Origin of the sequence: Cognatundibacterium jejuense (genome assembly GCF_014284255.1) — a bacterium.
In the GTDB taxonomy this organism is placed as follows: Bacteria; Pseudomonadota; Gammaproteobacteria; order Burkholderiales; family Burkholderiaceae_D; genus Undibacterium; species Undibacterium jejuense.
The window spans coordinates 99,532-121,934 of record NZ_JACOFV010000007.1 but is presented as its reverse complement, the minus strand read 5'-3'; the positions used below and the strand labels follow the sequence as shown (position 1 = coordinate 121,934).

At 46.0% G+C, this 22,403-nt stretch carries 14 protein-coding genes; 9 read left to right on the top strand and 5 right to left on the bottom strand.

All coding sequences use genetic code 11. The annotated features are described in order from the left end of the window. Positions 1–149: 149 nt before the first annotated feature. Positions 150–2,210, bottom strand: a complete 2,061-nt coding sequence (locus tag H8K32_RS09245; protein ID WP_390312001.1) for a M13 family metallopeptidase — start codon at positions 2,208–2,210, stop codon at positions 150–152. A gap of 391 nt (positions 2,211–2,601) precedes the next feature. Between H8K32_RS09245 and H8K32_RS09240 the strand changes: the two genes are divergently transcribed. Beyond that, the gene (locus H8K32_RS09240; RefSeq protein WP_186912203.1) at positions 2,602–2,940 is read left to right on the top strand and encodes a hypothetical protein; all 339 of its coding nucleotides are present in this window, start codon (positions 2,602–2,604) and stop codon (positions 2,938–2,940) included. Here the strand turns inward: H8K32_RS09240 and H8K32_RS09235 are convergent. From H8K32_RS09235 to H8K32_RS09220, 4 genes are all read right to left on the bottom strand, one after another. After that, complete coding sequence (locus tag H8K32_RS09235) at positions 2,909–3,445, bottom strand: type 2 periplasmic-binding domain-containing protein (RefSeq protein ID WP_343067964.1); 537 nt, start codon at positions 3,443–3,445, stop codon at positions 2,909–2,911. The two genes, H8K32_RS09240 and H8K32_RS09235, sit on opposite strands and share 32 nt — an antisense overlap. After that, the gene (locus H8K32_RS09230; protein WP_186912201.1) at positions 3,396–4,553 is read right to left on the bottom strand and encodes a hypothetical protein; all 1,158 of its coding nucleotides are present in this window, start codon (positions 4,551–4,553) and stop codon (positions 3,396–3,398) included. The genes H8K32_RS09235 and H8K32_RS09230 overlap by 50 nt, the downstream gene beginning before the upstream one ends. A 239-nt stretch (positions 4,554–4,792) precedes the next feature. Continuing rightward, the gene (recJ, locus tag H8K32_RS09225) at positions 4,793–6,484 is read right to left on the bottom strand and encodes a single-stranded-DNA-specific exonuclease RecJ (RefSeq protein WP_186912200.1); all 1,692 of its coding nucleotides are present in this window, start codon (positions 6,482–6,484) and stop codon (positions 4,793–4,795) included. After that, positions 6,481–7,482: a hypothetical protein gene (locus tag H8K32_RS09220; RefSeq protein WP_186912199.1), complete on the bottom strand. Its 1,002-nt coding sequence runs from the start codon at positions 7,480–7,482 to the stop codon at positions 6,481–6,483. The genes recJ and H8K32_RS09220 overlap by 4 nt, the downstream gene beginning before the upstream one ends. A 198-nt stretch (positions 7,483–7,680) precedes the next feature. Here H8K32_RS09220 and H8K32_RS09215 point away from each other — a divergent pair, with 198 nt between their 5' ends. From H8K32_RS09215 to pbpC, 8 genes are all read left to right on the top strand, one after another. Beyond that, the gene (locus tag H8K32_RS09215) at positions 7,681–7,899 is read left to right on the top strand and encodes a DUF6434 domain-containing protein (protein ID WP_186912198.1); all 219 of its coding nucleotides are present in this window, start codon (positions 7,681–7,683) and stop codon (positions 7,897–7,899) included. A gap of 324 nt (positions 7,900–8,223) precedes the next feature. Continuing rightward, a complete protein-coding gene (locus H8K32_RS09210) occupies positions 8,224–9,492 on the top strand; it encodes a lipoprotein-releasing ABC transporter permease subunit (RefSeq protein ID WP_186912197.1) in 1,269 nt (422 codons plus the stop codon). Beyond that, positions 9,485–10,216, top strand: coding sequence for a lipoprotein-releasing ABC transporter ATP-binding protein LolD (gene lolD / locus H8K32_RS09205; RefSeq protein WP_186912196.1), 732 nt, complete (start codon positions 9,485–9,487; stop codon positions 10,214–10,216). Before H8K32_RS09210 ends, lolD begins: the two co-directional genes overlap by 8 nt. Before the next feature lie 10 nt (positions 10,217–10,226). Further along, positions 10,227–11,591 (top strand): hypothetical protein, encoded by a 1,365-nt coding sequence (locus tag H8K32_RS09200; protein WP_186912195.1) that lies wholly within the window; start codon positions 10,227–10,229, stop codon positions 11,589–11,591. Between the two features lie 5 nt (positions 11,592–11,596). After that, the gene (locus H8K32_RS09195) at positions 11,597–12,325 is read left to right on the top strand and encodes a polysaccharide deacetylase family protein (RefSeq protein WP_222613064.1); all 729 of its coding nucleotides are present in this window, start codon (positions 11,597–11,599) and stop codon (positions 12,323–12,325) included. A 143-nt stretch (positions 12,326–12,468) separates the two neighbouring features. Further along, positions 12,469–14,355, top strand: a complete 1,887-nt coding sequence (locus H8K32_RS09190) for an MFS transporter (protein ID WP_186912193.1) — start codon at positions 12,469–12,471, stop codon at positions 14,353–14,355. A 2-nt stretch (positions 14,356–14,357) separates the two neighbouring features. Continuing rightward, positions 14,358–20,174, top strand: a complete 5,817-nt coding sequence (locus tag H8K32_RS09185) for an alpha-2-macroglobulin family protein (RefSeq protein WP_186912192.1) — start codon at positions 14,358–14,360, stop codon at positions 20,172–20,174. Continuing rightward, positions 20,171–22,375, top strand: coding sequence for a penicillin-binding protein 1C (pbpC, locus tag H8K32_RS09180; RefSeq protein ID WP_343067963.1), 2,205 nt, complete (start codon positions 20,171–20,173; stop codon positions 22,373–22,375). The genes H8K32_RS09185 and pbpC overlap by 4 nt, the downstream gene beginning before the upstream one ends. Positions 22,376–22,403 lie beyond the last annotated feature (28 nt).

Here is a 22,403-nt window from a genome sequence, read left to right as displayed (position 1 = left end):
GTTCTTCTGAACACCCAAATCCGGTAATTCGATGGGATTGTTTGATGAAAGGAAAAAGCCGGTGCGTATTTACAAAATACGCACCGGCTTTATTTGTCATTCAATTGATCTTCAGAGATTGAGTAAACTCACTACTGAAGATTAATTTATTACCAAATCGATACGCGCTCAGATGCCGGTAGGTACATTTTATCGCCTTCTTTAAGATCAAACGCTTTGTAGAAAGGCGTCATGTTTTGTAATGCACCATTTGCACGGAATTCACCTGGCGAGTGAGGATCCGTTTTGATACGAATAATCGCTTCTTGTTCACGTATTTTTCCGCGCCATACTTGTGCAAAGCCCATGAAGAAGCGTTGATCGCCAGTCATGCCATTGATAACCGGTGCTGGTTTGCCGCCCAAGGACAATTGATATGCTTTGTAAGCGATCGAAATGCCGGAGTTGTCGGCAATGTTTTCGCCCAGAGTCAATTCACCATTGACGTTATAACCCGGTACTGGACTAAATTTGCTGTACTGTTTAACCAATGCAGCGGTTTTGGTGGCAAATTTTTCGTGATCTTCTTTTGTCCACCAGTCACGTAAATTACCTAAGCCGTCGTATTGTGCCCCTTGGTCGTCAAAGCCATGGCTGATTTCATGACCAATAACAGCGCCAATCCCACCATAGTTCACTGCATCATCCGCTTTTGGGTTGAAGAATGGTGCTTGCAAAATCGCTGCCGGGAAGACGATTTCGTTCATTTCAGGGTTGTAATACGCATTAACTGTTTGTGGCGTCATTCCCCATTCTTCGCGATCGACAGGCTTACCTAATTTATTAAGCTCTGTCTTTGCAGCAAAACTACGAATTGCACGTAAATTGCCAACTGCGTCACCCTTGGTGATTTGCAGGGAGGTGTAGTCTTTCCACTTATTTGGATAGCCAATTTTTGGCATGAAAGTAGACAGTTTAGACAAAGCTTCTTTTTTGGTTTCCGGACTCATCCAATCCAGAGTGCCAACGCTGTTTTTGTATGCCAGAAGCAAGTTGTTGACCAGCGTCTCCATCTTTGCTTTACTATCTGCCGGGAAATATTTATCTACGTACATTTTCCCCAAGCTTTCGCCCATACCTGCATCAACGAGGCGTACACCGCGTTTCCAGCGAATTTCTTGTTCAGGAACACCGCGCAGAATTTTGCCGAAAAATGCAAAGCTTTCTTCACTGAACTGTTTAGGTAATTGACCCGATGCAGAAGACAGCAGGTTCCATTTGAAATAGGCTTTTAAAGTGTCAATCGGCGTTGCAATCAGCACTTTATTCATTGCTGTGAGGTAGCTTGGTTGCCCGATGATCAGATAATCAATCTTGCCTTTAACCCCTAAATCGCTCAGGTAGGCATCCCAGTCGTAGCCCGGAGTAACTTCGTTTAATTTGCTGAGTTCAACTTTATTGTAAGCCTTGATTGGGTCGCGTAATTCTACTTTGGTCCATTGAATTTTAGCTAATTCAGTTTCCAAAGCAAGAATAGCACTCGCATTTTTACCTGCATCTTTGTCGCCAGCCATTGTCAACATTTTTTCAATATGCTTGAGATATTTCTCGCGCGTATCTTTTAATTTTGCATCATCATCTTTCAGGTAATAGTCGCGATCAGGCAGGCTGAGACCGGATTGCGAGATATCTAAGACGTATTTGGTCGAATCTTTATTGTCTTGATGAACTTGAATGTCGTATGGGACGTTAATGCTATTCAGATTCATCCAAGCCATTAACGCTGGCAATTGCTTTTTATCGTTAAATGCATCGATTTTTGCAAAATCTGACTGAAGTGGCTTCAAACCCAAAGATTCAATATGCTTAGTATCCATGAAGCTCGCATACAAATCACTGATTTTCTGAGCATCAGTACCATTTGCATTTTTTGCTTTAGAAAGACCTTCGATGATTGTGTGCAGTCTTGGTACAACCGCTTCGCGTAAGTCCATAAATGCGCCAGCCGACGAACGGTCAGCTGGAATTTGTGCGGTTTTTAACCAACCACCATTGACATGGCGATAGAAATCATCCTGTGCTTTAACAGATTTATCTCCATATTGACTGTCAATCCCGGACAGTAGAACAGAAGGTGCAGCAGCTTTTGCTGTTTCTGCGGCATAGACGTGGGTTGTGCTGGCAGTACCAGCGATCATTAGCGCGATCGCGCTCAATACTTTAGCTTTCACTTGTTGGGGTCTCCTGAATGTTAATGGCATGATCACTATTTTTACCATCACGGCGAAAATAAAAATCGACGGTATCTTGTATTCGATTGCGAGCGTTTAAGCACAGAAGTCGAGCTCTTACCAATAATCAAATTACTCTGCAATCGAAGCGAACAAATTTTAACTAGTGCAAACAGAAACATTATTTGCATAGCTACAATTGACAAATATTATGTTACTTTGGTTCCTCTGATGCGACAAATATTTTCATAAAGTGTTGTCAGTTGATCGAAATTTAAATCAAGTAAATCATTATTCGAAAAAATACATGAAAAACCAGTTTTTATTCGATTATCCATTGGGCTCAGGGCCTTTCTGATAAGGATTTATTGGGCGCGATTTTGTTACCCCTTTGTGCGCCACAGAAGAGGAAAAACATTATCCATTGCTGGCTACGGAAGCGCGTCCGGTATTATTAATTGCAGGGGATAATGATCCTCATTGCAAACTTGCTTTGGTGAATCAATTAGGCATTGGGTTGGGAGACAAGACAGCGCTAAAGCTGGTTGCAGGAAATCATAACTTGGAATTGTCAGGAGCGATGTGTCAGCAAAATGGTCAAAGCATCGAAGATGTTGATATAGCATTCAGGCGTAAAATCAGTGCATTGGCAATGAGTATTTACGCCTGGATCGATGCTAGTTTGACGAATTTATGGCTTAAGGGATCGTCAGTAGGACTTTTACGCTAGAGTCAACAGAAGCCTTGTCGATATATGCAAGAGATGTCGGCTCTGCGGCTACTGCTTTTTTTATTGCTGCGTCGTTCGCAAATTCTTTTGGCGCACTTCCTTTGCCTGAAAACGAGGCTTTTGCCCAGATCGCCTCAACTTGTGCTGGCGTTTTCTTTATGACTTTTTCATAAAACTCTTTATGCAGAGAGGAATCTTTTGCATGATCGAGCGGTGTAAAAATGGTTGAGCTTCCTAAATAAAACTGGGCAACCTGATCTGGTAGCATTCGGGTTGCAGGATTCGCTGGGTTAGTGATAACCACAATTTCCCCCAGAGAGGGCAGAGCTGTCAACGTTAATGTCAATAAAACCAATAGTCGCGTTTTCATCATTTTTCCTTCGTTACCAAATGTTGGACAAGCCTTGCACTCTGTTTTCCATTTTTCATTACTTGATGGTGTTGATGTGCGCTTGTTAAAACAGTCGATCGTAAGAGATGCGGAATACGTTGACGTTGCCGCCATAGTTATTGGTGACATCCTGATTTTTATCTAACTGCACTTTGACGGCACTTTTGGCGTCGATGTCATATCGAAGAGTGGCGGAAGTACGTTTGTAAGATTGTGGCTGGTATTGAGTGAGGTCGGAGGATTTTTCTTTGTAACTGGCATAGTTGATGAACGGTGTCCAGGAGCCATAGCGATAGCCAACTCCTATCGTGTAGGCTGGGGCCGTAACAGTGTAACCAGCATTAGTAAAGGTTCTTTTCAACTGCGTCAGTTCGCTTAAAATAAACCAGTCATCCAGATCTAAATTCGCGGCAACCCCATATGCCTCTAGCTTAGCGCTGCTATCGAGTGCATTGAGTGCATTGACCACATGGACATCGGCTTGCACGTAGACGCCGCGAACGGTCAAAGGGCCACGTTCAAGCTGTGCATCGGCGCCGAGTATATTGCTCCATGTTACATCGGTTCTTCCAGTGTAATTTAGCTTTTCATATAAAGAGTCGTTAGCTTTTTCGCGACCTCCAAACGCAGTAAAGGCGAGGTTGTTATCCCCTACACTGGTCCGGTAACGGATACTGGCGCCGTTGTAATTGGTGACCTCCCAGCCATATAGCTCCGGCGGTGGGCTAACCCATGGATAAGAAACACCAATATCCTGAAAGTCGGAATAGAAATAAAGGGGAATGCGTTTGCGGCCTACCTGAATTTCCCATTCATTATTTAATTTATAGCTGGCGTAGGCCCATTGTACATTCGGCGTGGAGTCGGTACCCCGAACAACGACCTGACCAGTTACAATAAAATCTTTGGTGAGTGCATAGCTTGCTTGTATGCCTGCACGCGACTCTTGTTGCAGTGAAAAACTATTGTTGTATACACCTGCGTTTGACCAGTCAGCGGTGTAGCATGGGCAGCTTGTGCCATTGATTACAGGCGAGCCAGCGTAGTTTGCCGGTAATTCGCCGCTAAATGTCCGACCACCGACAATAGAAAGAAAGCCGCTTACTTTAAGATTGGAAGTTTTGTCTGCATCGTCTGCATAGGCATTACTAACTGAAAAACTAAGCACGCCAAGCAGGGAAGCAAAAAACTTGTACCGCAACGGGATTTTGACTGAAGTCATGATGCAATCCTTTAGATAAATAGCCAAATATGTTTGACGTAGAAGCTGTGCTGTAAAGCCGTTTCGAAAATCTAAGGTAGGTCTGCCAAAAAATCAGATACAAAAAATAAAATGATGCGTAAAGCGATGAGGTTGACTGGCTGCAAGCTGTACTTAGTGTAAAACAGCCCCGAGGAAAATGCTTTAAATTACGTGAAATGGTTGCGGCTAAACAACCATTCCAAAATTTTTTAAATTGCTTATAAGTCAATGTGTTCAACGAGTAGCTGAACCTTCGTAATACCATTATATTCATTTGCATCCAATCTGAACGCAACATTCACCCGCTCCGGCAGTGCGTCTGTATGGCCGAACCAGATAGCATCGTAACGGACACCTTGTTTCTCAAGCACTAACTTAAGATGGCGTTCTTTTAAAATACGCTGTGAGACCAGCTTAAATTCATCACAGAAAACTGGCGGCGGGAAACCTTGCCCCCACACCTGGGTAGCCAGGAGTTGGATAAAATCGGTGGTGAAGTAAGCTTCTTCCAGATGCCCATCGGTTTCTATAATGCGCTCGAGTTGGAGTTGCGATAGCCATTGTTGGCCGACTGCCTCAAACGCCTGTTGAAATGCAGAAAGATCTTCGTGCCGCATGGTGAGACCCGCCGCCATTGCGTGGCCGCCGAACTTTTGGATCAGACCAGGAGCTTGTTTTGAGACTAGATCGAGGGCGTCGCGTAAATGGAAGCCTGGTATAGAACGTCCGGAACCCTTGATCAGTCCATCGTCTCCGGGTGCAAACGTAATGGTGGGGCGGTAAAATTTATCTTTCAATCTGGACGCGACGATGCCAATGACGCCCTGATGCCAGTTTTCGTCATAGACAGTAATAGTATGGCTGGCGTTTGGTTCAAAAGTATCCAGGTGGAGTAGTGCTACATCCTGCATTTCGCGTTCTATGTCTTTGCGGTCTGCATTGATGCCATTGAGTTCTTGCGCAATTTCCCAGGCGAGTGACTCATCATCGGTGGTCAGGCATTCTATGCCCAAAGACATATCCGCCAAACGACCGGCGGCGTTTAAGCGCGGACCTAAAGCAAAGCCAAGATCAAAGGGATTTGCTGTTCGCGGTTCCCGACCAGAAACCCGAAACAAGGCGGCAAGACCGGGGCACATGCGTCCTAAGCGCATGCGCTTGAGACCTTGCGCCACAAGGATGCGATTATTGCCGTCCAGTTTGACCACGTCAGCGACTGTGCCTAATGCAACCAGATCTAACAGATTATCGAGTTTCGGTTGGCTATGTTGGTCAAATATGCCTCTACGTCGCATTTCAGCTCGCAAAGCCAATAAGACATAGAAAATCACGCCGACGCCCGCCAGATTTTTGCTTGAAAAACCGCAGTCAGGCTGATTAGGATTGACGATAACTGCTGCGTCTGGCAGTTGATCACCCGGTAAATGGTGATCTGTGACAACGACAGGGATACCCATCGCTTTTGCTGCCGCTACGCCATCAACACTTGCGATGCCGTTATCGACAGTAATAATGACGTCAGGGGATTTCTCTTTGACGGTCAGAGCAACGATTTCTGGCGTCAAGCCATAGCCATATTCAAAACGGTTAGGGACGATGTAATCAACATGTCCACCCATCATACTTAATCCACGGATACCGACGGCGCAGGCAGTTGCGCCATCGCAGTCGTAATCAGCGACAATGACTAATTTCTTTTTTTGCGCAATGGCATCTGCCAAAAAACATGCTGCCAGATCTAATTGATGTAAGCCGGACGGTGCTAATAAAGATGCCAAATCCGTATTAAGATCGCTATCTGAGATTGCACCACGAGAGGCGTATAGTCTTGCCAGCACGGGGTGCATACCATTTTGTTTGAGACGCTCGGCTTCGCGTTGATTGTAGGGGCGGGTTGCAATTCGCGTCATACGTTTTTCACCGCAAATAATTTACTCAACGATGGCTTAATCCAAAACTTACGCAACGACCAAGGTGTCAACTTAAATTGCACGATTTGTCTGGCATCACTGCAGATGAGCTTGAATTCTTGTAACTCATTTTTCTGTAAGGCGTCGAGTAAGGGAATGAAATATTTTTTCTCCAATTCGTGCATTTGCTCTAGCCAATACGACCAATCGCTGTTCATTGCCGGTCCAGTGAGTGCATCAATCATGACTGCTTCAGAGGCATTTGATGAAGATAAATGTCTGTTGAGCTCCCCCATGTTTGCATGACGCGTAATTGCTTTTGCTTGGCTAGATGGCTTATCTGCGCCGCACGAAAGCCAGACCGAATTCACCGTGTTTTGGCCATTTTCTTCGCGTTGCTGATTGATAGGGTGTGAGAACCACAGCATTTGTATTTCATTTTGCAGCTTACGCCATGCCCGGGCATGTTCGCCTTGCGCCATCCAGATTTCAATGTTGTGGCCACATGTGGCATCAACCGTCGCAGTTTTTAAACCGGACCAGGCATCATTTCTTAAAAACCAGGTATGACTATCGCCAAACACTAGTTCCATCTCAAATTCATCACAAACCGTTTTTGCAAGGTCAAACAGCTGGCGTGATTCATCTTCCGTTATTTGCAGTCGCCGCTGATCCATCAAAACCAAATGATCACGTGCAAAATGGATGTGGACTGGCTGTAAACTAAACCAGAAACCTGTTCGCGGTGCTACGCCGTTGGTCTGCATAGTGTCCCATGCGGTTGCCGGGCTGCTGGAGAAATCAATTGTATCCAGATCGCCAGCTAACAAATATTCGTGTGCCAATGCTTTAGAAAATTCTTCGCCAGTGAGCAGTACTTTCGATCGTGAGCGTGCGATCAGTTTTGCCAGGGCTGGTGCGTGCATGGCTTTTAATAAATCTTTCTCTAGTCCGGCTGGAGGGATGCTAAAGGGTAAAATGAGTTCTAAAGTATTCATATCCGCCATTGTAGGGTAAACCGGCAAGCAAGGGGAGCGCCTTGATTTATGCGGGGTTTCCATGGCTTTTGCTTGCAGGTGAGTATTTTGCTGTGGTCAAATGACTGGCTTGCTATTATGCTATGTTGTTGTGCCATCATAATGAGGATGGGGGTGAGCTGATTGTTTGTGTTTTTCAAAATTGTCAAGGAGTCGCAAATGAAATTCGATTGGCATGGCGGTCAAATTAGCAGAGAAACTATGGTAGATCAGGACTATAGAAACACGCAAAACGTCCGGCGTTTTTTACTTTCCGAATGTGGGGCGGAATTTAAGTTTGATCGTCCTTTTATGCTTTGGATACGAAACGATCAAATTAAAAGTATGGGTGATGTTGTCGACCAGTGGAGACGTCGGCAATGTGACACTCTTGCCTGAATATGTCGAATCAGTCAGATTCGATTTTTCAAAGATAAAAAAAGATGCAATTTGAATGAGCGTTCAAAAGTTATTTGAATAAGATGATTTAATCCTTCTTCCGTTTCTTGAGAGCGATGCCACAAGCTTCGTTGCCGCAGTTCAGTAATCAAGGTTGATAGCCGGGCTGCGGATGCATTTGTGTTAAATAGAGATTACTCTTTAAACGAGGCACTCATTTTACTGGTGTAAAAAAGGCAGTGTTTAAGCTCATGATTTCATTGAATAAATGTCTATCATGATCAACTTTTGTGTGGCAAACTGCTGGCTGCTTTAATTTTTGAAATGAAACTTGTAGTGAAAAATCTCTCTTTTGAATGGTTGGTTGGCCTGCGCTATACCCGTGCGGGGCGACGTAGTGGCCGAAACAGTTTTATCTCGTTTATTTCCATGATCTCCATGGCTGGAATCGCTTTAGGCGTGGCAGCGTTGATTATCGTCCTATCGGTGATGAACGGCTTTCAAAAAGAAGTACGCGACCGGATGTTATCTGTTTTAGCGCATATAGAAGTTTTTGATGCAAGTGGTGCTATTCCTGATTGGAAAGCAACGGCTTTGCAAGCGCAGAAAAATCCATCCGTACTGGCTTCTGCACCCTATGTTGATGGTCAGGCGATGATTATCGGTGACGATGCAATGCGTGGCGTTATCTTGCGCGGGGTTTTGCCCGATCAGGAATCGAAAGTATCTGAAGTCGCTGAGAAGATCAAACTTGGTAAATGGTCTGACCTGCAAGCGGGTAAATTTAATATTATTTTAGGTTCAGCTTTGGCCGCAGCCTTACACGTCAATGTCGGCGATAAAATACGTCTCGCAGCTCCTGACGGACAAATAACGCCAGCTGGCACGCTGCCAAGGATCAAGGCATTCAACGTGGTGGGTATATTTGAAGCTGGTCATTACGAATATGATTCGGGTATGGCATTTTTGCAGATCGACGATGCGCAAAAATTTTTCCGCCTCGCTTCACCATCGGGTTTGCGCCTGAAAATTAGAGATATGTTGACAGCACCGAAGGTCGCGCTGGAATTGTCGCGTACTTTGACTGGCGACTTGTTGATCCGTGATTGGTCGCAACAGAATCGCAATTATTTTACCGCCGTCAAAACTGAGAAAACCATGATGTTCATTATTCTTACTTTGATCGTCGCCGTTGCCGCATTTAACCTGGTGTCAACCTTGGTGATGACAGTGACGGATAAGCAAGCGGATATCGCTATCCTCCGTACGTTGGGTGCATCGCCGTCTTCAATCATGAAAATTTTTATGATACAGGGTGGCATAGTTGGTTTAGTCGGAACGGCTCTGGGTATCGGTTTTGGCGTGTTGGTATCCCTTAATATTGACGTGATCGTTCCTTTCATTGAGCGCATGCTTGGGGTCGACTTATTGCCTAAAGACTTATATTTTATTAGCGCCTTGCCATCTGATTTACGCTGGAATGATGTGATACAAATCAGTGTCATGGCGATCGTCCTGGCATTTGCTGCGACGATTTATCCTAGCTGGCGTGCGGCGCGTGTAAAACCAGTGGAGGCTTTGCGTTATGAATAATTTCAATCTGCAAAATCGCAAAGCGGTTTTAAGTTGTTCGAATTTAGGTAAAACCTTCAATGAAGGGGTAGAAGCCGTACAAGTGCTCAAGAATATTGAACTTAGTGTGCATGAAGGCGAACGGGTAGCGATTATTGGCGCTTCGGGATCGGGTAAGTCAACCTTGCTGCATTTGTTGGGTGGGCTTGATACGCCAACGGCTGGAACGGTCAATTTATTGGGTGAAAATCTGGCCGCGATGAGTGAGTCCGTAAGGGGTACGATGCGTAATCGTTCTTTGGGTTTTGTTTATCAATTTCATCATCTGTTGCCAGAATTCTCTGCGCTTGATAATGTTGCAATGCCATTGATGATCCGCCGGATACCACGCCAGGAAGCGCAACAGCAAGCACTGGCGATTTTAAACAGAGTAGGACTAGGGCATCGCGTTAAGCATGTGCCAGGCGAATTGTCAGGTGGTGAACGCCAACGTGTTGCTTTGGCGCGCGCATTGGTGACGCAACCTGCCTGTGTGCTCGCTGATGAGCCTACAGGTAATCTTGATGGCAGTACGGCAAATCAGGTTTTTAAATTGATGTTGGAGCTTTCAGAGACGCTAGGTACCGCCTTTGTGATCGTTACACATGATGCGGAATTAGCGAAACGCTGTGATAGGGTATTTCGTCTTACCCCGCAAGGTCTAGCTCCTAATCAAGTCCAGAACGCAGTAGTTCAAGCGGAATAGGAATCGCCAGATGCGCGCATTGAAACTTTTGGTTCATCATCAAAATAAATTCGAGCTTAAAAAGAGTGCTGCATTACTCTTGGTGGCTTTGTTTAGTCTGAGTGCACATGCGACCAACGAATTAGTGTTGCAGATGGAGACCTCGCTGAGCCAGAGCCAAAATCCGTTTCGTTACTATGACGGACAGTCGGATGGCGCGCAAATCATTCACCATCAGACCGATACAGTCGAGGGCGCGGACATCCGAGTCGGAGTGATTATCCCGGTCTTGTCGAACGATACCAAATTGATGCTTACCGGCTCCTTAGGTGGCAGACGCTACATCCATGATGACACACTCAACCACTTGCAAGGTGGCGCAGATGCTGATTTTCAGTGGGTCGCGAGTAAATTATTGAGCGGTCGCATTAATGCGGGTGCTGGCCAGCATTTGTTTAACTACATCAACGGTAGTTTGTCGCAGAAAGATATCGAGCACGATAGAATCGCTGGTTTTGATGTCAATATCAAAGTGACGGATAGCTGGTGGTTGATGCCTAAGCTTTTCTATACTCAACTGTATTACGATTTGCCTATCAATAAGCTTTATGATTACAAGCAGGACGGACGTCAATTAGGCTTACGCTATATGTCACCGACAGGTTCAAGCGTTGAGGGGGGAATGCGTTTCTCCACTACAAACTACACTGATCGCAGTCAGGATCAAATAGAGAAAATCTACGATATTCCTTATGTGAACAGCGCGATCAAGCCTGAATACGATACACAATTTAAAGAAACTGAGTTGTATCTTGATGGCGAGTGGCAGTACAGTGTTAAAACAACGACCAGTGCTCATATCGGGGTGATACGTCGTCGCTATAGTACGTACAGCAATCTCGACACCAATTTATCCAACGCGATTGTTCGAGGTACTTACCGTTACACACCGCAATTGCGACTCGATGCGCAAATATTTGATCAACCATTTCCGATTGTTGATCCGACGATTTCTTACGTGGTAACCAAAGGTGTACGCTTCGATGCATTGTGGTTGTATTCAGATAAATTGCAGTTTAACGCATCTGCTGTCATGCAAAATAGCTCTCAGGTGTATATTCCTGGTATTGTGCACTTGACTGGCAACGCGTCGCAGGTAGCCAGAATGAAACGGGTTGGGTTGGGTGCCAGTTATCAAATAGATCGTGGTTTTCGTCTGTTTGCCGATAGTTATTTTGAGCGAAATCGCGGTGATGTTGCTACGTTAAATGTTAGTCAGTCGGTCATCAAAATAGGTGTCGAATACACCTATGAAAATTTACCAGGAAGTGCTGCCCGCATGAATTTGCAAAGGTATCAGGATTACCTGAGTTCGTCGCCTGCCATTGCCAGATGATGCTCTTGTATAAAAAGTTGAGTCGCTTTGCTGCTCGGCACGTTGCCAAGCGCTATCTGAACTTAGGTAAGTCACGTGGTGTCGTCAGTTTTTCTTTTGACGACGTCCCAGCGAGTGCATGTCATTTGGGCGCAGAAATCTTAGAGCGTTATCAGGCAACTGGTACTTTTTATGTGTGTGGTGGATTAACCGATGGCGTAGAGCAATCGCATGCCTGTCACACCGTCCAGGATTTGCAGAACCTGGTGGTAAGAGGCCATGAAATTGCTTGTCATACGTTTTCTCATACAAATTGCGCCAATACGGGTTTGGCTGCGCTAGAAGCCGATTGGCAGCGCAATCAAGAATTTTTTTCTCAGCATCGGTTACCAAAAGTAGGTTTTGCTTTTCCGTTTGGTGCATATGACTTGCCAAGCAAAATCGCTGCTTCTCGTCGTTTTTCTTATAGTCGTATCACCGGCGGCGGCACTCAAATCGGCATAGCGGATCTGAATGCCTTACGTGCTCAGGCACTTTACGCACAAAGCACTGACGCCGACACTATTTTTGAACTAATACAACAAACCGCATCCAAAGGTGGTTGGTTGATTTTCTATTCACATGAAGTGACGACAAATCCGGGGCCGTGGGGTACCACGCCTGAGCAACTTGAATCTGCACTTCGGATTGCAAAGCAGTTGTCCTGTGAGATTTTACCGGTGCAGCATGCGATAGCGTTTTTTCAGTCCCCGTGAGTATCTGTGCGTTCCACGCTACGCTTTAATGCGCCAATTCTCCATGTTTTTATAGCTTGGCTATATTGCAATTGAATTGCCCTATAAGATGTGAGTTACGTTAGAATTTGTTTCACTTTAAGTTTCATTTGATTAGGTAAATTATGAGTCAACATAGCCAGTTTTCGCTGCTGACGCAACGCCGCTTCGCCCCTTTTTTCTGGACCCAATTTTTAGGTGCATTTAATGACAATGTATTTAAAACGGCTTTGCTAACCATTTTGACCTTTGATGCATTAAATTGGACCAAATTAGATGTTGGTTTACTGAATCAATTAATTCCGGGGTTATTTATTCTACCTTTCGTTTTATTTTCAGCGACTTCCGGTCAATTGGCGGATAAGTTTGAAAAAGGCGGAATGGCGCGTAAGGTTAAATTGCTGGAAATTTTCATTATGTGCCTAGCCGCTTATGGTTGGATGACTCATAGTCTGTGGGTGTTGATCGCGGGTATCGCAGGTATGGGTATCCACTCGACATTATTTGGTCCAGTCAAGTATGCGTATTTGCCGCAACATTTATCTACCGATGAGCTCATTGGTGGTAATGGTCTGATCGAGATGGGAACGTTCGTCGGCATCTTGTTAGGTGAGATTTTAGGTGCCATGTTGGTGGTTCATCAATCTTGGGGCATCGAGCTCGTCGCGTTTGGTACTGTCGCTATTGCGATTCTGGGCTATCTGACTAGTTTGAGCATTCCGTATTCTCCTGCGCCTGCGCCTGAATTGCCGATCAACTTAAATCCTATCAGCGAAACGATAAGGAATATTGCATTCAGCAAACAAAACCGACCGGTTTTCTTGTCTCTGTTGGGAAATTCGTGGTTCTGGTTTTACGGTGCGATTGTATTGGCACAATTTCCGCTCTATGCAAAAAACTACTTGCACGGCGATCACAGCGTCTTCGTGCTGTTGTTGACGGTGTTCTCTTTTGGCATTGGCTCAGGTTCTTTACTGTGTGAAAAATTGTCTGGCCATAAGGTGGAAATTGGTCTGGTGCCTTTTGGTGCTATTGGTCTTTCCGTATTTGGGTTTGAGTTATATCTTGCCAGCACGTCTTATACAAATTCTGGTGCAGTTGATATCTGGCATTTTGTTGAGCAAACCGGAAGTCTTCGAATTTTGTTTGATATTCTGATGCTTGGCGTTTTTGGCGGCTTCTACATCGTTCCATTATTTGCGGTCATTCAAACCCGCTGTGATCCGCAACATTTGTCCCGTACGATCGCTGGAATGAACATTCTGAATGCCTTGTTTATGGTGGTGGCATCTTTAACCGCGTCTGCGATGCTGGTCAAAGGCTTCACTATCCCGCAAATTTTTATGGCGACTGCGGTGCTGAACGCTTTTGTTGCGATCTACATTTTTAGTCTTGTTCCTGAGTTTTTGATGCGCTTTATTGCGTGGTTGCTGATACAGACCGTCTATAAAGTGAAAACGGTGAACGCCTCAATCATTCCGGAAAATGGTGCGGGGGTTTTGGTTTGTAATCATGTCAGTTACATGGATGCGATCGTGATAATGGCATGTAGTCCGCGTCCAATTCGTTTTGTGATGGACCATCGTATTTTTAAAATTCCGTTTTTGTCCTGGATATTCCGTACGGCAAAAGCGATTCCCATCGCACCTGCTAAAGAGGATCAGTGGGTTATGGAAAAAGCCTACGTTGACATCGCCCAGGCTTTGCATGAAGGGGAGTTACTGTGTATTTTCCCTGAAGGTAAGTTGACCAATACTGGTGATATGAATGAGTTTAAAGGAGGCATAATGAAAATCCTTGACCGCTCACCAGTTCCCGTCTACCCGATGGCATTACGCGGTCTGTGGGGAAGTATTTTTTCTCGTGGCAGGTCTAATCCGTTTGAACGTGCGTTTAGTCGTGGCCCGTTTTCAAAATTGGAATTGGTGGTTGGTGATGCAATGTCAGCAGATCAGGTAACACCAATTATTTTGCAAGAAAAAGTGAAAGAATTGCGCGGCGACTGGAGATAAAAATGAAGTCTGCTTTGAAAACTACGCTTAGGTTGTTTGGTTTTATTGTTGCAATCAGTACTTCATATACGTCTAATGAAGCTAAGGCAGCCAACGTTGTGCAATTTTCTCCTCAAGGCGAAATTGCACAGGTCAGACAAGTCAAAGCGAGGTTTTCAGAAGCCGCGGTGGTTTTTGGTGATCCCAAAGCCGCCGCGCCATTTGATATTAAGTGTTCGGCTACCGGTAGCGGACGGTGGGCGGATGAAAAAACCTGGGTGTATGATTTCACTCAGGATTTAGCCCCGGGGGAGCAATGTAGTTTTAGTCTGAAACCAGATTATAAAACTCCCTCCGGTGCAGCGCTAACTGGAAAGTCCAGTTTCCAATTCAGTACTGGCGGGCCCAGTGTCACTCAGGTGATGCCGTATTCACCCGGAGAAATTGAAGAAGATCAGGCGTTTATGTTTTTCCAGAATGCAGCAGTCAATCAAGCCACTCTGGTACAGCATGTTTACTGCGAAATTGAAGGCATCCACGAACGGGTGCCGGTGCATTTAATTAATGGTGAAGCGCGTAACGCGCTGATAAAGCATTTTGCTCAAAATTTTGATCAGAGCAAGGTAAGTACTTTGCAATGTCAGCAAAAATTCCCTCCTAAAGCTGCTGTTAAGATCGTCTTTGAAAAAGGCGTCACTACGCTTAATGGTGTACCTAATCAACATGTGCAGAGTTTTAGCTTCAAGACGCGTGACGTCTTTACCGCCAGGATGAGCTGTGAGCGCGAAAACGCCAATGCAGCCTGCACCCCGATTTTACCAGTCCGCCTTTTTTTTACGGCGCCAATTAGTCGCAAACAAGCGGAAAAAATCGTCCTCAAAAGTAATAACGGCAGTGTCAAACCTGAATTGGGGCACGATGAAAAGGCTGAGTGGATCAGCGATATCAGCTTCAAGCCACCGTTCGCCGAGAAAACAGAACTGACCATTAGTTTGCCTTCTGGGATCGCAGATGAAAGCGGGAGGACGCTGTCAAATGCAGCCCAATTTCCTCTGAAATTCGTCACGGCAGCTTATCCGCCACTAGCTAAATTTCCGGCGGCACCGTTTGGGATAGTCGAACTGAACGCAGATGCTACTTTGCCAGTGACCTTAAGGAATGTCGAAAATTCCATGTTAATTCGTAGTGCGGACGGGAAACGTGTTCCCGCCCAGTTAGCGAATTTAAGAGTCTCAGAGGACGGTGCCATCATAGAGTGGCTGAGTAAGCTAAATCTCTATCACGAGACCACCGTAGAAGAGGGTGGTAAAGCTATTGAAACAAGAAGCATTGGTTTGCTGGAGCATGAACCAAATGCGCAAAAGGTCAATTTGCCCCCGAGTAGCGATTCTTTGGTCAGACCGTTTGAAGTGATTGGGATCCCATTTAAGGCGCCAGGGTTTTACGTATTAGAGCTGGAATCGCAAAAACTTGGTGCATCCTTGTTAGGGAAGCCTGTTCCTATGTATGTGCGCACCAGTGCGTTGGTCACCAATCTAGCGGTTCATATTAAATTGGGACGCGAGAACGGCGCCGTGTGGGTGACCAGACTCGATAACGCTAAGCCGGTTGCTGATGCTGAAATCCATGTCTCAGACTGCATGGGAAAACCAGTTTGGAGTGGCAAGACAAACGCGATTGGAATTGCAAATCTGCCCGGTGATCTCAAAGGAGTTTGCACTGGTTACGGTTATGAAAGGAATGGCCGGACTAAAATCAATGGTTATTTTGTCAGCGCACGTAAAACCGACGAAAAGGGAAGAGCCGATATGGCGTTTGCTCTTTCTTCCTGGAATGCAGGCATTGAGTCGTATCGTTTCAATCTCCCCATGGATTACAACCAGCAGGCGACGATACGTGCCCATACAGTGTTAGACCGTAGCTTATTCAGAGCGGGTGAGACGGTATCAATGAAGCACTTGATACGTCTTGAAACCATGCACGGTTTGGCGATGGTAAAACCAAATCAATTACCTACACGTTTGCGCATCATTCATCAGGGTAGTAACCAAGAGTTTCAATATCCTCTCACATGGCGCGGGCAAATTGCTGCGGAGAGTACCTTCGCGATTCCACAGCAGGCGAAGCTTGGGCGGTATGAGATTGTGCTAGATAGCGGCAAAGCGAAGAAAACATCTAGCGATGCCAACGATGTCAATAACGGGAACGGTAACGACGTAAATGAGAACGATCGCTACGGCGAACATACTTATTACACCAGTAGTTTCCGGGTTGAAGAGTTCCGCTTGCCGCTGTTGCAAGGCCGCATAACACCGCCTAAAGGTGCGCAGATCACGCCTAAAGAACTACCTGTAAGTGTGCAACTGAATTATCTCAATGGTGGTGGAGCATCAGGCTTGCCAGTGCAAATCACCAGTATGATGAGAAATCGTCAGTTGAGTTTTCCTAATTACGACCAGTTTAGTTTTTATATCAATGATAATGACGATGATGATCAAAAAATCGTTGCTAATAAAATTCCGGTCACTCTCGATAAAGCTGGTTCCGGAAAGACCATCATTAGCAATTTACCTGCAGTGACACGATCAAAAGAATTGGTTACCGAAATGAGTTTTGCTGATCCAAATGGCGAAATTCAGACTGTAAGTAATGTCACGCCCTTATGGCCAGCGGCAGTCGTGGTTGGTATTAAAAGTGAGCGATGGGTTTCGGTAAAAGATAAAACCAGTTTTACGCTAGTCAGTCTTGATACCGATGGTAAACCCTTAGCAGATGTTCCTTTGTCTGTGAGTGCTGTTGCAAAGAATACCAATTCCCATAGAAAACGCTTGGTCGGGGGTTTCTATGCCTATGAAAACGAAGAACTAAATCAAGATTTGGGGCAGGTTTGTAGTGGTAAATCTGATGCGCGTGGTTTACTGATTTGCGAAATAGATATAAAGGTGTCCGGCAATATCGAATTGACGGCACGTGCCACAGATCGCAGTGGTAAAAGCGCACTGGCTAAATCTTCTTTCTGGTCTACCGGACGCGGCGAGATTTGGTTTGATGGTGAGAATCAAGACCGTATGGATGTCTTGCCCGAGAAGAAGCAATATCAAGCTGGTGAGACTGCCAGCTTCCAGATACGCATGCCATTCCGTTCAGCAACTGCACTCGTCTCTATCGAACGTGAGGGCGTAATTGATACCATGGTGATGGAATTGAATGGACGTGATCCGACCGTCAGAGTCCCGATCAAGAGTTTCTATGGTCCGAATGTCTTCGTTTCCGTGTTAGCGGTACGGGGTCGTATGCGTGAAGTGCCGTGGTATTCATTCTTTACCTGGGGTTGGCGCGAACCTATCAACTGGTGGACAGAATTCCGCGAATATCAGGCCCCAACCGCTACCGTTGATTTGGCTAAGCCTGCTTATAAATTGGGCATTGCTGAGATTTCTGTTGGCACTGCTGGGAATCAATTGGCAGTAAAGGTTAGTGCAGATAAAACCAATTACCCGATACGCGGAACGGCAAAGGTCGATATCCAGGTTAATTTACCAGACGGTAAGCCTGCCGCTGGTGCGGAGATTGCTGTAGCCGCAGTCGATGAAGCGCTGTTAGAACTCCAGCCAAATGAAACCTGGAATGTGTTGCCAGTATTGTTACAAAGACGCTCATATGGCATTGATACCGCCACGGCGCAAATGCAAGTGATCGGTAAGCGTCACTATGGGCGTAAGGCAGTTGCAGCAGGTGGTGGCGGTGGCAAGTCGCCGACACGTGAATTGCTCGATACTTTGTTGTTGTGGAAGCCAGTCGTGATGCTGGACGCAAATGGTCGTGCTCAAATTGAGGTGCCGCTCAATGATGCATTGAGCAGTTTTAAAATCGTTGCGGTAGCGCAGAGTGGCGCTAGCTTGTTCGGCACAGGCAGCACCAGCATTAGAACGGCGCAAGATTTACAAATCGTTTCAGGTTTGCCGCCGCTGGTCAGAGAGGGAGATAACTATACGGCGATGTTCACTTTGCGCAATACATCTACGCGTGCCATGAATATTGCTGTGCAACTGAAAACAAACGGTGCACTCAATAAACTGTCTGACCAACAAGTGCATATCCCCGCCGGTGAATCGCGCGAGTTAAACATTGCTGTCCAGGTACCTAACCTCAATGGTGATTTGCCAAGTCAACAATTGCAATGGGAAATACAGGCACAAGAGACCGGTAATGTGAATGGAACGGTGGCCAAAGACGGGCTCAAACTGAGTCAAAAATTAATCCCAGCCATTCCGGTGACCGTGCAACAAGCAAATCTGCTGCAATTGGATAAAACTTATGCATTGGCTGTCAATCAACCTGCGGAAAGTTTGCCGGGTCGCGGTGGCATTAAAGTTTCTTTGGTTTCCAGCCTGCTCAACGGCAGTGACGGCATCCGTCGTTATTTTGAAACGTATCCGTATTCTTGCCTGGAACAAAAAACATCGCGGGCGATTGGTCTGCGTGATCCAGCTATGTGGAAAACAATCGTCACTGAATTACCTACCTATCTCGATGCAGATGGCCTTGCCTATTACTATCCACCGTCTTCCGGTGGAGGTAATTATGGTAGTGATACGTTGACGGCCTATATATTGGCGGCAACGCAAGACGCGGGTTACGCCATTCCAGATACGGTCCGTGAAAAAATGCTGCAGGGACTTACTGCATTCGTCGAAGGAAAAATTACCCGCGATTTTTGGTCGCCGAGAAAAGATCTTGATGTGCGTAAGCTTGCCGCACTTGAAGCCTTATCCCGGTACCATTTGGTGCAGCCTCGCATGTTGGGTTCAATCCAGGTTAATCCTAACTTGTGGCCTACCAATGCAGTGTTGGATTGGTATTCTGTCTTGACTCGCACACAAGGTCTACCGCAACGGGATAGTGCTCTTAAGGAAGCGGATCAAATCTTAAGAAGTCGCTTGAATTACCAAGGTACACGGATGGGATTTTCGACGGAGCGTGATGACTATTGGTGGTGGCTAATGGGAAATGGTGATGTTGACGCCAACCGCTTATTGCTGGTCATGTTGGACAATCCTCAGTGGCGTGACGATTTACCAAAGATTTTGAATGGCTCTATTCAGCGGCAGGTGCGTGGTCATTGGATGACAACGACAGCTAACGTCTGGGGAATGCTTGCATTGGAAAAGTTTGCCGCTAAATTCGAATCCGAAAAAGTGAGTGGTATAAGTAAAGCTGCGTTACAAACACCCACTGGTAGTGCCATTGCCGAACAGACTTATACCTGGACGCCGCCTGGTAGTTCCAGTTTGATGCTGCCATGGTCAGATAAATCAACTAACCCATTGACCTTAAAGCTCACGCACGACGGCAAAGGTAAACCCTGGGTTAGTTTGCAGAGTCTTGCGGCAGTTCCTCTGACAAAGGCGTTTTCCAGCGGTTATAGAATTTCCAAAACAATTACGCCAGTAGAGCAAAAAGTGTCCGGTAGTTATAGTCGCGGCGACATCTTGCGAATCAATGTCGATATCGATGCGCAAACCGATATGAGCTGGGTTGTTGTCACTGATCCGATTCCGACGGGCGCCAGTTTGTTGGGGTCTGGTTTAGGGCGTGATTCGCTGATTGCGACCAGTTCTGAGCGCAAAAATGATGGGGCTTGGGTCGCTTATGAAGAAAGAAGCTTCGAGGCTTTCCGCAGCTATTATCAATTTGTTCCCAAAGGTAAATTTAGTATGTCGTATACGATGCGCTTGAACAACCCTGGTGAATTCCATTTGCCATCCACGCGCGTAGAAGCGATGTATGCGCCAGAGATGTTTGGCGAAGCACCAAATGCGAAAATAACCGTCAAGTGAGAAGACTTTCGATTTGTGTTTTTGGTTTATTTGCCGGTGCAGTTCTGATAGCTGAACCGGCCTATGCGGTTGCCAGTTTTAAGGAAGTAAAGCAGCAGTTTGCTACTTCGGATGCCATTTTATTTGATCGTCATGGTGCCGTTATCGATCAACTTCGAGTTGATTTGAAAGAACGAAAATTGCCATGGGTGAATCTGGAAGATATCTCGCCTGCATTACGCAATGCCTTAATTGCTTCAGAAGATAAGCACTTTTTTCAACATTCTGGTATCGACTGGAGTGCCGTTTCAGCCGCTGCATGGGGTAATTTTTGGAATACCAAAACACGTGGCGCATCTACCATCACCATGCAGTTGGCTGGTTTGTTGGAAGATGATCTCAAGCGCCGCTCTGGTGGACGTAGCCTGAGCCAAAAAATTTCTCAGGCCTATATCGCGCAACGACTCGAACAAGGTTGGCGCAAAGATCAGATTTTAGAAGCCTATCTTAATTTGGTGCCTTTTCGTGGCGAATTGATCGGCGTGCATGCACTTTCCCGCGTCATATTCAACAAACACCCAAGCGGTCTGGATCAGGTAGAGGCCGCCATTGCAGTTGCTCTGATCCGCGCCCCTAATGCAACAGCGTTGAAAGTCAGCGAACGTGCTTGTCGTATTTTAAAAGAGCAACAGAGACCCGAGTTTTGTGCCAATCTGGAAGGGCAAACGGTATTGGCTTTTTCTCACCTGAGCGCCAAAGCAACGCCCTTGAGCGAGAGCAATCCCAGTGGCTCGACAGTTCATCTCGCGCCGCATTTTGCCCGCAAGCTGTTAAATACTGAAAACCGCGCAGTAACTTCCACTATTGATGGCAAACTCCAGGCCTTTGCCAAAGATAGTCTGGTCCGGCAATTGTCTGCTCTGGTCGATCGAAATGTCGAAGACGGTGCAATTATTGTATTAGATAATGCCAGTGGCGATATTCTTGCGTGGGTAGGCTCAAGTGGAAATTTATCGGATGCAGCTCAGGTCGATGGTGTGAGCGCATTACGTCAGGCAGGCTCTACCTTAAAACCGTTTTTGTATGAATTGGCGTTAGAAAAGAGATTGATTACCGCGGCATCTTTGCTTGATGATACGCCAGTCAATATCAGTACTTCCGGTGGGCTGTATGTACCGCAGAATTACGATAAGCATTTTAAAGGCTTGATCAGTGTCAGAACAGCACTTGCATCTTCGCTCAATATTCCTGCTGTGAGAATTTTAGTTGGTGTGAGTGATGATGTTTTCTTTCAGCGCTTGCAAAACCTCGGGTTTCAGTTGCGTGAGACAGGTGGTTACTATGGCTACAGCTTGGCGCTTGGTAGCGCCGATGTGAGTTTACTCAATCTTAGCAACGCTTATCGTAGCCTCGCCAATGCTGGCCGATATAGTCCTCCGAGATTTCGCTTAAATGATGCTGTGCCAAAATCTTTGTCAGTAATGGACTCCGGAGCTAGCTACATTGTGAATGATGTACTTAGCGACCGGGCAGCAAGATCAGTTACTTTTGGCCTCGAAAATGCGCTATCAACGCGTATGTGGTCAGCGGTAAAGACAGGCACATCCAAAGATATGCGCGACAATTGGTGCATAGGCTTTTCTGACCGTTACACGGTAGGTGTCTGGGTCGGCAATGCGTCAGGAGCACCGATGTGGGACGTGTCTGGCGTGACAGGTGCGGCGCCTGTCTGGCAAGAAATCATGCACTATCTAGATACCCGAGATCGCCTTTCGCAAAAACTGTCGAAACATGTTTTACCGCCAAATGTGGTTGCAAGTAAAATTCATTATCGTGATGGTGCCGAACCCGGACGAACAGAGTTGTTCCTCAAAGGTACTGAGCAAACTGAAATTTTCTCCGCACAGTCTGATCAAATTTTACCGACGATCGTTTACCCTAAAGCAGGTATGGTCGTTGCACTTGATCCAGATATACCATTTCCACGCCAAAGAATGCGCCTGAATGCTGTCGGGGTACAGGCTAAGACGTTCTTGGTGTTGGATGGTCATGTTGTTCCTGCGCTCATCACCAAGAGATCAAATAATATTAGTGATCTGAAGTACGAATGGTTTCCATGGCCCGGTAGACATGCCTTGAGTTTGTTGAATTACCAAGGTGAACTATTGGATCAGGTCCGCTTTGAGGTACGTGGCGCTGTTGAAAAAAAAGGCCAACCTTAAATATCGGTTGGCCCATGTATCACTGCTT